General features: G+C 69.4%; 6 protein-coding genes. 5 read left to right on the top strand and 1 reads right to left on the bottom strand.

All coding sequences use genetic code 11. The annotated features are described in order from the left end of the window. Positions 1-172: 172 nt before the first annotated feature. Both G5C60_RS20035 and G5C60_RS20030 read left to right on the top strand, forming a co-directional pair. On the top strand, positions 173-2,737 hold the full coding sequence (locus tag G5C60_RS20035; RefSeq protein ID WP_165261190.1) for a M14 family zinc carboxypeptidase: 2,565 nt from the start codon (positions 173-175) through the stop codon (positions 2,735-2,737). A gap of 62 nt (positions 2,738-2,799) precedes the next feature. Further along, on the top strand, positions 2,800-3,948 hold the full coding sequence (locus G5C60_RS20030) for a serine hydrolase domain-containing protein (RefSeq protein ID WP_165261188.1): 1,149 nt from the start codon (positions 2,800-2,802) through the stop codon (positions 3,946-3,948). Between the two features lie 114 nt (positions 3,949-4,062). On the opposite strand, the gene G5C60_RS20025 is transcribed toward G5C60_RS20030, so the two are convergent. Next, positions 4,063-5,115 (bottom strand): NADP-dependent oxidoreductase, encoded by a 1,053-nt coding sequence (locus tag G5C60_RS20025; protein ID WP_165261186.1) that lies wholly within the window; start codon positions 5,113-5,115, stop codon positions 4,063-4,065. A gap of 121 nt (positions 5,116-5,236) precedes the next feature. Between G5C60_RS20025 and G5C60_RS20020 the strand changes: the two genes are divergently transcribed. The 3 genes from G5C60_RS20020 to G5C60_RS20010 all read left to right on the top strand — a co-directional run bounded on the left by G5C60_RS20020 (position 5,237) and on the right by G5C60_RS20010 (position 13,758). Further along, on the top strand, positions 5,237-5,671 hold the full coding sequence (locus G5C60_RS20020; RefSeq protein WP_165261184.1) for a MarR family winged helix-turn-helix transcriptional regulator: 435 nt from the start codon (positions 5,237-5,239) through the stop codon (positions 5,669-5,671). 278 nt (positions 5,672-5,949) lie between these two features. Further along, positions 5,950-11,139, top strand: coding sequence for a family 43 glycosylhydrolase (locus G5C60_RS20015; protein WP_165261182.1), 5,190 nt, complete (start codon positions 5,950-5,952; stop codon positions 11,137-11,139). A 213-nt stretch (positions 11,140-11,352) separates the two neighbouring features. Then, positions 11,353-13,758, top strand: coding sequence for a SpoIIE family protein phosphatase (locus G5C60_RS20010; protein ID WP_206439745.1), 2,406 nt, complete (start codon positions 11,353-11,355; stop codon positions 13,756-13,758). The last annotated feature ends 22 nt before the right edge of the window (positions 13,759-13,780 follow it).

The raw sequence follows: 13,780 nt of genomic DNA, 5'->3' as shown, positions 1-13,780 counted from the left end.
CGTCGCGCCGACGCCCACCCTCAGCATGCCCTCTCCGGCCACCGAGGACCCGCCGCCTGAGACATCCGGAGCCGCACAGAGGCAATCCGGAGGCTCCCGTGCCGCCAACGCCCTCTTGTTGCAAGGGAGTCGAACAGGTACACCTCCCCGTACCGATTCACAGGAGGTACGCGTGCAGCTACCGAGACCCGCCCTGATCGCCACCGCCGCAGTCACCGCGGCGGCCACGCTGTTACTCACCCCGCACGGCGCCGTCGCCGACCCCACCCCACAGCCCCCGACTCGCGAGGCAGAGGCGGGGACGGATGCGGAGGCGGAGGCCCGGACCGGCACCGGACGAGCCGCGCGAACCCCGGAGAGCGCGACCGACAGGGCTCTGACGTCCCCCGTCACCGAACTCACCGGAGGCACCCGCGGCTACCCCCGCGAACAGGTCCTCACCCCGGACCCGGAGAACCCGGCGGACAAGTCCATCAAGCTCGGCCTGACCCCGTACCACGCCATCGCCCCGAAGCTGAACGAGATCCAGCGGCTCGGGGACCGGGTGAGTGTGGAGATCGCGGGGCGTTCGGCGGGCGGCCACCGTCTCTACCTGGTCACCGTCACCGCGCCGGAGTCGTCGGGGCAGGCGCGCGCACAGGAACGTATGCGGGAACTGATCGAGAACGCGCCCGCGGCCGCCGCGAAGGACCCGGCGATCAAGTCCGGCTACAAAACACCCGTCTTCTTCAACAACAACATCCACGGCAACGAGTGGGAGGGCACGGACGCGAGCCTCGAACTCATCGAGCGGCTCGCGACGGCCAAGGACCGCAAGACCACCGACCTGCTCGCTCACAACCGCGTCTACTTCAACATCACCGCGAACCCGGACGGCCGTATCGCCGGCACCCGCGCCAACGCCAACGGCTTCGACATGAACCGCGACTTCGTCACCGCCTCGCAGCCCGAGGTCCGCGCGATGCGCCAGATCGAGATCGACAAGCAGCCCGCGGTGATGGTCGACACGCACGGTTACGTCAACGGCACCCTCATCGAGCCGACGACACCGCCGCACGGCGAGAACTACGAGTACGACCTCTTCCTCAAGAACACCTACGCCAACGCGCTGGGCATGGAGGCCGCCGTCAACGGCCTCGGCTACACCCCCGGGAAGGACGGCGTCGAACCCGCCCAGATCCCCTTCCGGGACCAGGAGGAGGGCTGGGACGACTGGCCGCCGATCTTCACCCCGCAGTACGCGGCCTTCCACGGCACGGTCGCCGCGCACACGGTCGAGATCCCGCTGGCGGTCAACAACGAGGAGTACGACGAGCTCTCCGTCGACGAACTCCGCCGCCGTTCGGCCATCAACGTGGACGTGGCGGGCGCGGCCATCCGTGCGACCCTCGACTACACACAAGCAAACCGGACTTCACTGATCGCCGACCAGATCGAGGTCTTCCGCCGGGGCGCGACAGGCGCCGAGCAGGTCCCGGTCTCCCCGGAGACGGTGCCGGGCGTGCCGGGAATCGGCCCGGAGGACGTCTACACGACGGACTTCCCCCGCGCGTACGTCATCCCGGCGGGCGGCGGCAAGGCGCAGCGCTCGGCCACCGCCGCGGCCCGTCTGGTCGACCACCTGCTCGCCAACGACGTCCAAGTCACGCGTGCCACAAAGGACTTCAGGCTCGGCGGGAAGGCGTACGCGAAGGGCTCGTACGTCGTCGACCTGCACCAGCCCAAGCGCGGCATGGCGAACGTGCTGCTGGCGGACGGGCGGGACATCAGCGACAAGGTGTCGATCATGTACGACATCTCCGGCTGGAGTCTGGGCCGGCTGTGGGGCGCGACGGTCGACTCCGTACGCACCACCAGGCTCTCCGTCCCCGCCCGCGCGGTCGACGAGGCCGCGAACGTCGGTTACGTGGCCCCCCGCGGCACCCTCCGCCTGCGCCTCGACGACGCACGCGAGATCGCGGCCCTCAACTCCCTTCTGGCGGACGGTGTTTCGGTCCGCCAGGCGTCCGACGGCAGCGCGATCGTGCCCGCCTCGGCCCGCGCGAAGGCGGTGGCCCTCGCCAAGCGGTACGACGTCGCCTTCGACGCGACGAAGGAAACCGGCGGCGCCCCGCTCCATCGCGTACGAGTCGCCGCGGCCGTCACACCGGGCGAGCTGTTCGCCCTCCGCGAGATGAACTTCGACGTGACGCCCGTCTCGACCGCCGTCCTCAACGCGGGCTTCGACTGGTCGAAGGCGGACGTCCTGTTCGCCTCGGCCGGACTGAACCACGCGGGCCTCAGCACGGCCGCACGCACCGCTCTGGACGGCTTCCTGGCCCGCGAGGGTCTGGTCGGCCGCGGGGCCACCGGAGCGGCCCTCAACGCCGCCACGGAGCTGCTCGCCGTGAAGCCCGTGGAAGGCAACGGAGACGCCAACGGCGTTGTACGCGTGGTCAATTCGGCAGGCGGCGTCACCGCCGGCGCCCCGGACCACAGCTTCGTCTACGCCCCGCTCTGGTTCACGGACCTCGGCCGCGGAGTCCGCGTGGAGCAGTCGTACGCGACCGGGAACCCGCTCGTCTCCGGCCATTGGCGCCCCCTGGAGGACGGCACCGGCGGACCCGCGCAGGCGGCGGGCCGGGCGGCGGTGGTCAGCGGCCCGCACGCCGTCCTGTTCGGCACGGAGCCCCTCTTCCGCGACCACCCGAAGGGGGAATTCGCCCAGGTCGCACGCGCCTTGTTGACTGTGTCCTGAGCGAACCCCCGGACCCCCGAGGGAACAGCGAACCAGGGAACAGTGAACCGAGGAGAGCACCGATGACACAGGAGATCCACGGCACCGTCGCCGAAGGCTTCGAGGCGGTACGCGAGGAGTTCGCGGCCGTCGTCGCCGCCGAACGCCCCGACTACGCGGGCCAGTTGAGCGCGTACGTCCACGGGCGGCGGGTCGTGGATCTCTGGGCGGGCCCGGAGACCGACGCGGAGACGCTGTTCGGTGTCTTCTCGTCCACGAAGGGGGCGGCCCATCTGGTGGTCGCCCTGCTCATGCAGGAGGGGACACTCGACCCCGACCGTGAAGTGGCTTACTACTGGCCTGAGTTCGCAGCCGAGGGCAAGCAGGCGGTGACTCTGCGGGAACTGCTCGCGCACCGCGCGGGCGTGATCGGATCCGACGCGGGCTTCACCTTCGACGAGCTGGCCGACGACCGCCTGATAGCCGAACGGCTCGCGACCCAGCGGCCGTTCTGGCGCCCGGGCACGGCCTTCGGCTACCACGCACTCGTCATCGGCGCTCTGACGGGCGAGCTCGTACGCCGGGCCACGGGCCGCACACTCCAGGAGGTGTACGAGGAGCGGATCCGCGCCCCGTACGGGCTCGACTTCTTCCTGGGCCTGCCCGAGTCGGAGGAGCCCCGCTACCTCCCCGTACAGCCGATGGCGCCCACGCCGGCACAGCAGGCCGTGCTGGACGCCGCGCCCAAGGGCCCGCACACACTCACCGCGATCGCGTTCAACGAGCATGTGCCGGGGGTGGGGACGCTGGTGGAACACCCCAACTCCCGTACGGTGCGCGCCAAGGGCCCGGCATCGGCGGGCGGGGTCGCCTCCGCGCGCGGCCTCGCCGGGATGTACGCGGCGGCGATCAGCGGGCTCGACGGCCGAACCCCGCTCCTCAAGCCGGACACGGTCGCGGAGGTCGGCCAGATCCACTCCGTCGGCTACGACCTGATCGCCCGCACCCACAAGTCGTACGGTCTCGGCTTCCAGGCCACGGCGGACATGTGGCATCCGTTCCTGGGCGCCGGGACGTTCGGCCACAGCGGCGCGGGCGGCTCCCAGGCCTTCGCGGACCCGCGCAGCGGCCTGGCGTACGGCTACACGCGCCGTCGTATCGCCTTCCCGGGCGGCGCGGCACCGGAGAACGACGGGTTGGTGCGGGCGGCGCACCGGGCGGCGCTCACGTAAGCGCTCCGCTGGGAGAACGGTGATGCACCTGCGGGCCGGTGGGGGCTGGTCGCGCCCCGCTGCGGAGCCGCATATGTCACAGCCCCGCGCCCCTTGCGGGGCGCGGTGGACGGCTCAGAGTTTGACGATCATCTTGCCGATGTTGTCGCCGCGCAGCACCCCGAGGAACGCCTCCAGGTTGTTCTCGATGCCCTCGACGACGGTCTCGCGGTACTTGAGCTCTCCGGAGCGAACCCAGGGGCCGGCTTCCTGGACGAACTGGGGCTGCAGGTCGTAGTGGTCGCCGACCAGGAAGCCCTCGATACGGCCACGGGTCTGGATGAGACGGGCGAGGTTGCGCGGGCCGGGCGCGGGCTCGGTGTTGTTGTAGACGGAGATCATGCCGCAGACGGCGATACGTCCGTTCCGGTTGAGCTGTCCGATGGCGGCCTCCAGGTGGTCACCGCCGACGTTGTCGAAGTAGACGTCGACACCGTCGGGAGCGGCCTCGCGCAGTTGCCGGCTCACCGGGCCGTTCTTGTAGTTGAAGGCGGCGTCGAAGCCGTACTCCTCGACGAGCAGCTTGACCTTCTCGTCCGACCCGGCGGACCCGATGACCCGCGAGGCCCCCTTGAGCTTGGCGATCTGACCCACCTGGCTGCCGACCGCGCCGGCCGCGCCCGACACGAACACGGAGTCGCCCTCCTTGAAGGAGGCGGTGCGCAGCAGACCGGCGTACGCGGTCAGGCCGGTCATGCCCAGCACCCCCAGGTACGTGCTCAGCGGCACGGCCTCCGGGTCCACCTTGAGGGCCGGTACCTCCGCCGGGCCCACCTTGACGGCCTGCTTGGCGTCGACCACCGCGTACTCGCGCCAGCCGAGGAAGTGCAGGACGTGGTCGCCGACGGCGACACCCTCGGCGTTCGAGGCGACGACCTCGCCGACGGCGCCGCCCTGCATGGGCTTGCCGAGCTCGAAGGGGGCGACGTACGACTTCGCCTCGCTCATACGGCCGCGCATGTACGGGTCCACGCTGAGGTACTGGTTGCGTACCAGCACCTGGCCCGGTCCGGGCTGCTCGACCTCGGCCTCGACCAGAGCGAAGTCCTCGGGCTTCGGCCAGCCGACCGGGCGGCTGAGGAGATGCCATTCGCGGCTGGTGGCGGGGAGCTCGGGGGTGACGGGCATGGGGACGCCTTCCTCTTGCTGGTACTGCTGCTGTTCTGCGGCTCAGATTTGCTTCAGGTACTGAAACAACCATGCTCCTGAATATTTCAGGTTGTCAAATAATGGGGGTACGCTGGAGTCCATGGCCGCCCCGCAGAAGACCCGCCCCGACCCCCTGACCATGGAGGTCGTCGACCTCATCGGCACGGTTGTGGCCCGCTATCACGAGGAGTACGAGGACGCTGCCGCCGAGCATGCGCTGACGGGTGCCCAGGCGCGCCTCCTGAGTCTTCTCTCCCTCGAACCGCTGCCCATGCGCCGCCTCGCCCAGAAGCTCAAGTGCGAGCCTTCGAACGTCACCGGCATAGTCGACCGCCTGGAGTCGCGCGGGCTCGTCGAGCGCCGGCCCGATCCGGGTGACCGCCGCGTGAAGCTGGCGGCGGTGACGGAGGAGGGTCGTCGGGTTGCTCGCGGCCTCCGCGATTCGCTCGACTTCGCACGTGAGCCCCTGGCGGGGCTGTCGCGTGAGGAACGGCTGGCTTTGCGGGACTTGCTGCATCGAATGCTGGAGGCGTGAGGCTCCGCCGGTAGCCGCCGGGAGCCGGGAGGAAACCCGGGAGCAATTCGTTCGGCATGTCGGACGTCGTTCGAAAAGTCTTGACGGTGCCCTGAACCTCGACTGACACTCTCGCAACACGACGTCACACAGACGAAACGGCAGGGTGCCCGGGGTCAGGGCCCGCCACCCAACCGCCCTTCGTTCCTTCCTGCGTTCCTCCCTTCCTTGCTTCCTGCGTTCCTCCCTTCGGTCCTTGAGCGATGTCTCGAGCGATGTCTCAACGAGGAGACTTGAAAATGCCGCAGATCGACCGGCCTCGCAGCCGCGCGAGACGTTGGGCGGGTCATCTCGCCGGGCTGACCGCCGCGTCACTGTTCCTGGGCCTCGCCGGACCCCTCGCCCCCGCGCAGGCGGCGGAGATCACCGACGGACTGGCCCTCTGGTACAAGCTCGACGCCACCTCGGGCACCGTGGCGGCCGACGCCTCCGGGAACGGCCGGAACGGCACCGTCAGCGGCACCGCCGACTGGTCCGGCAGCGGCGAGGGACTCGCCTTCAACGGCTCCGACACCTACGTCGACGTGCCGGACGACATCATGAGCGGCCTGGACTCGATCAGCGTCTCGATGGACGTGAAGATCGACTCCACCCAGGCCAATCCGTACTTCCTCTACGGCTTCGGCAACACCAGCGGCACCGCCGGCAACGGCTACCTCTTCACCACCGGCGACAGCTTCCGTACCTCCATAGCCACCGGCAACTGGTCCACGGAACAGACCACCAGGCCGTCCACCTCCCGCAACCTGACCCGCGCCGTCTGGAAGCAGGTCACCTACACGCAGACCGGCAGCACGGGTGTCCTGTACGAGGACGGCGTCGAGGTGGCCCGCAACACCGCGGTCACCATCACTCCGGGCGCCATCGGCTCCGGCACCACGACCGCCAACTACATCGGCAAGTCCGTGTACCCAGGCGACAAGCTCTTCAAGGGCAAGATCCGCGACTTCCGCGTGTACGACCGGGCACTGGCGGGCTCGGAGGTCGAGGAGCTCTCCCTCCCCGTCGCCACCCAGGGCGTCGCCGACGACAAGGCCGCTCTCGACCTCGGCGACACGAGCGCCGTCGTCTCCGATCTGACGCTGCCGAAGACCGGCACGGCCGGCGGCTCCACGATCAGCTGGCAGAGCGACACTCCCTCCGTGGTGTCGGACACCGGCGCGGTGACCCGCCCCGCCGCCGGTGAGCCGGACGGCCACGCCACGCTCACCGCGACCCTGAAGAAGGGAACGGTGACGGACACCAAGAGCTTCGACATCACGGTCCCCGCCGCCTTCGACGACGGCACGGCCACGCGACAGGCCGCCGAGGCGCTGTCCGTCCACAACATCGGCGACGTACGCGGCAACCTGACCCTCCCCGCCACGGGCGACTACGGCACGAAGGTCGGCTGGTCCTCCGCGAACCCGGACGTCGTCTCCGCCGACGGCGTGGTGCACCGCCCCGCGCACGGCGCCGGCGACACCACCGTCGAGCTGACCGCCACCGTCACCAAGGGCGACGCGAAGGCCACCCGGGTCCTCACCGCCAAGGTGCCAGAGCTCCCGGCCAAGGCCGCCCTCAAGGGCTATATGTTCAGCTACTTCACCGGCGAGGGCACCTCGGACGGAGAGCAGCTCTACGCCGCGCTCAGCAAGGGCAACGACCCGCTGAAATGGCGGGAGTTGAACGACGGCAAGCCGGTCCTGACCTCCACGCTCGGCGAGAAGGGCCTGCGCGACCCGTTCATCATCCGCTCCCCGGAGGGCGACAAGTTCTACCAGATCGCCACCGACCTGCGGATCTACGGCAACGGCAACTGGGATGCCTCGCAGCGCACCGGCAGCAAGTCCATCATGGTCTGGGAGTCCACCGACCTGGTGCACTGGACCAACCAGCGGCTGGTGAAGGTCTCCCCGGACAGCGCTGGCAACACCTGGGCGCCGGAGGCGTTCTACGACGAGGCGCGCGGCGAGTACGTGGTCTTCTGGGCGTCGAAGCTGTACGACAACGAGGCGCACACCGGCGACACGTACAACCGCATGATGTACGCCACCACCCGTGACTTCCACACCTTCAGCGAGCCCAAGGTCTGGATCGACCGCGGCTACTCGGTCATCGACTCCACGATGATCAAGCACGACGACACGTACTACCGCCTGTCCAAGGACGAGCGGAACAACACCTCCTCCACGCCCAACAGCAAGTTCATCTTCCAGGAGAAGAGCGACTCGATCCTCGACCCGTCCTGGGACTTCGTCGCCGAGGGCATCGGCAAGGGGGAGATGAGCGCCGCCGAGGGACCGCTGGTCTTCAAGTCCAACACCGAGGAGAAGTGGTACTCGTTCCTCGACGAGTTCGGCGGCCGCGGCTACATCCCGTTCGAGACGACCGACCTCGCCTCCGGCAATTGGACCCCGTCCACCGGCTACGACCTCCCGTCCAAGCCCCGGCACGGCACGGTCCTCCCGGTCACCCAGGCCGAGTACGACCGGCTGCTGAATGCCTATCAGCCCGACCAGCTCGTCGAGTCCGTCGAGGACGTCGCGGTGAAGACGCGCATCGGCGACGCCCCGGTCCTGCCGGGAACGGTCATCGCCGAGTACGCCGACGGCGTCGAGCGCCCCGTCTCCGTCACCTGGGACGACGTCCCGGCCTCCGCCTACGCGCAGGCCGGCACCTTCACGGTGGAGGGCGGCCTGCCGGACGGCGCCGCGCTCAAGGTCAGGGCCGAGGTCACGGTGTCCGAGGAAGGCCCCGACGTGCCGGCCGACCTCGTCCTGCGCTACGACTTCGACGAGACCGGCGGCAACATCGCCCGGGACTCCAGCGGCCGCGGCTACCACGGCACCTACGTGCGTACGCCCGACTTCGGAACCGGAGTGGACGGCGGCTCCTTCAAGATGTCCGGCGGCTCCAGCAGCTCCACCACCTCGCCGTACGTCAGAATCCCCAACGGCGTCCTGAAGAACACCGACAGCGTCACCGTCTCCACCCACGTCAAGTGGAAGGGCGGGGACAACTTCCAGTGGCTCTTCGGCCTGGGCCCGGACCAGAACAAGTACCTGTTCGCCTCCCCCTCCAACGGCGGCGGCAAGCTGTTCTCGGCGATCACGAAGGCCACCTGGTCGGGAGAGAAGCAGCTGACGGCGGGCTCCCCGCTCACCGCCGGTGAGTGGAAGCACGTCACGGTCACGGTGGACGGCACGGCGCAGACGGCGGTCCTGTACGTGGACGGCGTCCAGGCGGCCAGGGCGACCGACGTCACCATCAAGCCGTCCGAGCTCTACGACGCGTCGAAGGGCTACTCCGGCTACATCGGCAAGTCCCTCTACTCCCCGGACCCGTACTTCGGCGGCGAGGTGGACGACTTCCGGATCTACAACCGGGCCCTGTCGCCCGCCGAGGTCCTGGAGCTCAGCGGGAACACCACCGGCATCGCCGCGGCGACCCACCCGGCGCTGAAGGTCGACGCCATCGTCGACGACGCGGACAGCAAGATCACCCTGCCGCTTGCGGAGGGCAGTGATCTCACCGCCCTCGCCCCCGAGTTCACCCTCGCCCACGGCGCCTCCGTCAGCCCGGCCTCGGGCACACTCCACGACTTCACCGAACCGGTGAAGTACGAAGTGACCGGCTCGGACGGCGAGAAGCGCACCTGGACGGTGGAGGCACTGGTGATGAGGAGCCCGGTGCTCCCCGGGCTCAACGCCGACCCGAACATCGTCAGATTCGGCGACACCTTCTACCTCTACCCGACCACCGACGGCTTCCCGGGCTGGAGCGGCACGCAGTTCAAGGCGTACTCCTCCAAGGACCTGGTCCACTGGAAGGACCACGGCGTCATCCTCGACCTGGGGCCTGACGTCAGCTGGGCCGACAGCCGGGCCTGGGCGCCCACGATCGCCGAGAAGAACGGGAAGTACTACTTCTACTTCTCCGCCGACGCGAACATCGGCGTCGCGGTCTCCGACTCGCCCACCGGCCCCTTCAAGGACCCCCTGGGCAAGCCGCTGATCGCCTCCGGCGCCTTCACGGGCCAGATGATCGACCCGGCGGTCTTCACCGACGACGACGGCCGGTCGTACCTCTACTGGGGCAACGGCAGGGCGTACGCCGTCCCCCTGAACGACGACATGGTGTCCTTCGACTCCTCGAAGGTCACGAACATGACCCCCAGCGGCTACAACGAGGGCTCCTTCGTCATCAAGCGCAAGGGCACCTACTACTTCATGTGGTCGGAGAACGACACGCGGGACGAGAACTACCGCGTCGCCTACGCCACCGGGTCCTCGCCCACGGGCCCCTGGACCAAGCAGGGCGTGATCCTGGAGAAGCGCCTCGGACTCGGGATCAAGGGACCGGGTCACCACTCCGTCGTCCACGTCCCGAACACCGAGGACTGGTACATCGCGTACCACCGCTTCGCCATCCCCGGCGGTGACGGCACCCACCGCGAAACCACCGTCGACAAGCTGGAGTTCGACTCCGACGGCCTGATGAAGAAGGTCGTCCCCACTCTGGGCAGCATCGACCCGGTCACGATCGTCCGTGCCGGCCCGAACGCCGCCGGCACGGAGGGCGGCGCGATCTCGCTCACCGGCACCATCTCCGGAGCCGGGGACCCGAAGTGGACGGTGGAGGACGGGGCTCCCTGCACCTTCTCCGACTCCTCCGCCATCCTGACGACGATCACCTGCGCCGACGACGGCACGTACAAGGTCACGCTGACCGGCGGCCGCAGCAGCGACACACTGACCGTGACCGTGGACAACGCGGCCCCGGTGATCACGGCGGCTGCGGGCCCGAAGGACCCGGTGGCGGCGGGCAAGAGCGCGGTGGTCGCCGCGGACTTCACCGACCTGGGCGCCGACGACACCCAGACCTGCCGGGTCGACTGGAAGGACGGCACCGAACCGGCCACCGGCACGGTCAGCTCCGCCCGCTGCGTAGCCACCCACACCTACACCGAGGCGGGCATTCACCGTCCGGTGATCACGGTGAGCGATGACGACGACGGCTCGGACAGCACGAAGCTCCCCGAGTTGATCGTGTACGACCCGGCGGCCGGTCCCGTGGCGGGCGTCGGCGTCATCGCCTCCCCCGCCGGCGCCTACCCCGCCAAGCCCGCCCTGACCGGCCCGGCGGCCTTCTCCTTCGCCGCCAAGTACAAGAAGGGCGCCACCGTCCCGAGCGGCAACGCCACCTTCGACTACGCGGCCGCCAAGCTGAAGTTCCGTTCCACTTCCTCGGACTGGCTGGTGGTCACCGACTCCGAAGCCCAGTACCAGGGCTCCGGCACGGTCAACGGCACGAGCGGCTACGGCTTCCGCATCACCGTCACCGACTCCCCCGACACGTACCGCATCAGGATCTGGAAGAAGTCCACAGGCGACGTCCTCTACGACAACCTCACCGGCACCAAGGCCTACGGCATCATCTTCGGCTGACGGCCCAACTCCCCACGGTGGAGCGGCGTTCGGGGCATCGCCCCGGGCGCCGCTCCGTGTGTGAGGAGGGCCGCAAGTTCGTCCGTACTGCTGCAGGGATCTCGGCTCGCGCTTTAGCCTTCAAGTAGAAGTTTTGTTCACTGGGGGCTCTTGCGTTCCATAGCTGTTCCATAGCTCAAGATCTCGGGGCGGGAGAAACGAGACGCGTAAAGGATGAGCCGGCACAAGGACACAGCGGGAGAAGGACCGAAGGACCCATTCGACGAGGCCGGTTCGGCACAGGCGGTCATCGACAGCACCGGCGCCGTCGTCGGATGGAGCGAGGGCGCCCAACGGCTGTTGGGGCACACACCGCCGGACGTCGTCGGCCGGCCCGCGGAGCGGCTGCTGTCAGCGGGCAGCAAGATCGTGCTCCCCGCGCCGGGGGCCGACCACTGGAGCGGCACCCTCGCCCTGCGCCACCGCGACGGCCATGAGCTGTCCGTGTGGCTGCTCGCCCATCGCAGTCGGCCGGAGCTCGGCGACCGCAGCGAGTGGCTGGTGATCTGCCCACTGGAGGACAGAGGCCCACTGCCGTTCGACGACGCTTTGTCGACGGCGGTGTTGGAGCAGTCCCCCTGCGCCATGGCGATCTACGACGAGCGGTTGCGGCTGCACAGGATCAACGAGGCGATGGAACGCGTCATCGGTCTGCCGGAGGAGCGCATCCGGGGCCTGCGGCTCGCGGAGATCGGCGGCAAGCAGCAGAGCGAGGAACTCGAGAGGCATCTGCGCCGGGCGTTCCTCACCGGTCAACGGCAGGACATGGACATCTACTTGCGCACGGGTGGGGAGGAGCACGCACACCCGTGGTCGGCGAAGTTCGCGCCGCTGACCGACGCCGATGGCGTGGTGCGCGGTGTCTGTCTGACCGCCCACGACATCACGGAGCAGGACCTGGCCCGCCAGCGGCTCCAGTTGGTCAACGAGGCGAGCATCCGCGTCGGCACCACCCTCGACGTCACACGCACCGCCCAGGAACTGGCCGATGTGTGCGTCCCCGGTCTCGCCGACTTCGTGAGCGTCGACCTCATGGACCCGCCGGACGACAGCGGCGAGTACCCCGCGGGCACGCCGACCGCCCCCGTCGTACTGCGCCGCGCCGCCCATCGGTCCATCACGCCGGGATGCCCCGAAGCCGTGATCGAGCCGGGCGAGGTCGACGCGTATCCGGCCTCGTCGCCGCAGGCCGACTCCCTGCTGGCCGGCCGGACGATCGTGAGGTCGGACCCGGTCGCCGCGCTCCAGGAATGGCTCGCCGGGGACGAGCCACGCAGTGAGCGGGTCAAGGAGTACGGCGTGCACTCGGGGATGTCGGTTCCGATCCGGGCCCGCGGCGCGACACTCGGCGTGGCCGTGTTCGTGCGGTACCGCACTCCGGAGCCCTTCACCGCCGACGATGCCCTGCTGGCCGAGGAGATCACGGCCAGGGCGGCCGTCTGCGTCGACAACGCCCTGCGTTTCTCCCGCGAACGCGAGACCGCGTTGGCCCTCCAGCGCAGCCTGCTGCCGCAGACGCTGCCCCGCACGGCGGCGCTGCGGACGGCTTCGCGCTATCTTCCGGCGGCGCACGCGGAGGTGGGCGGGGACTGGTTCGATGTGATCCCGCTGTCCGGTCTGCGCGTCGCCATGGTGGTCGGTGATGTCGTCGGCCACGGGATCCAGGCCTCCGCCACCATGGGGCGGCTCCGCACGGCCGTGCGGACGCTCGCCGACGTCGACCTGGCGCCGGACGAGTTACTGACGCATCTGGACGACCTCGTCGTACGGCTCTCCGCGGAGGCCGGGAACGCAGGAGCCACCGGCGAGGTCGGCGCCACCTGTCTGTACGCGGTGTACGACCCGGTCTCGCGCCGCTGCTCGTTCGCCAGGGCCGGTCATCCGCCTCCGGTCATGGTGGTCCCGGGCGGTTCCCCACAGCGGATCGACGTACCCGCGGGTCCGCCGCTGGGCGTGGGCGGACTACCCTTCGAGCGCGTTGAGTTCGAACTGCCCGAGGGCACCGTGCTCGCTCTGTGCACCGACGGCCTGATCGAGAACCGTGTCCGGGACATCGACGCGAGTTACGAGCTGCTGTATCAGGCGCTGTCGCGATCCGCCGGTTCGCTGGACGAGACGTGCCGCGACCTCGTAGAGACCCTGCTCCCCGCTGACGGTGCGGCCGACGACGTGGCACTTCTGCTGGCCCGCACCCAGGGCCTGGCGCCCTGGCGGGTCGCGACCTGGGATGTTCCACCTGACCCGGCCCTGGTGGCCAGGGCCAGGAAGTACGTCGTGGAACAGCTGGACGTCTGGGGCCTGGACGAGGCGGCGTTCGCGGCCGAACTCGTGGTGAGTGAACTCGTCACGAACGCCATCCGGCACGGCAGTCCGCCCGTCCGGCTGCGTCTGATCCAGGGGGACGCCACCCTGATCTGCGAGGTGTCGGACGGCAGCAGCACGGCTCCGCACCTGCGCCGGGCCAAGACCTTCGACGAGGGCGGCCGGGGACTCCTTCTCGTCGCCCAGCTCACCGAGCGCTGGGGCAGCCGCCACACCGACGACGGCAAGACGATCTGGGCGGAACTGGCGCTGGGCTGATGATGACGGGAAGCTGATGATC

The sequence above is a fragment of the Streptomyces scabichelini genome, from assembly GCF_011045015.1.
In the GTDB taxonomy this organism is placed as follows: Bacteria; Actinomycetota; Actinomycetes; order Streptomycetales; family Streptomycetaceae; genus Streptomyces; species Streptomyces scabichelini.
The sequence above is the reverse complement of the archived record's forward strand: the minus strand, read 5'-3'. Positions and strand labels throughout refer to the sequence as shown.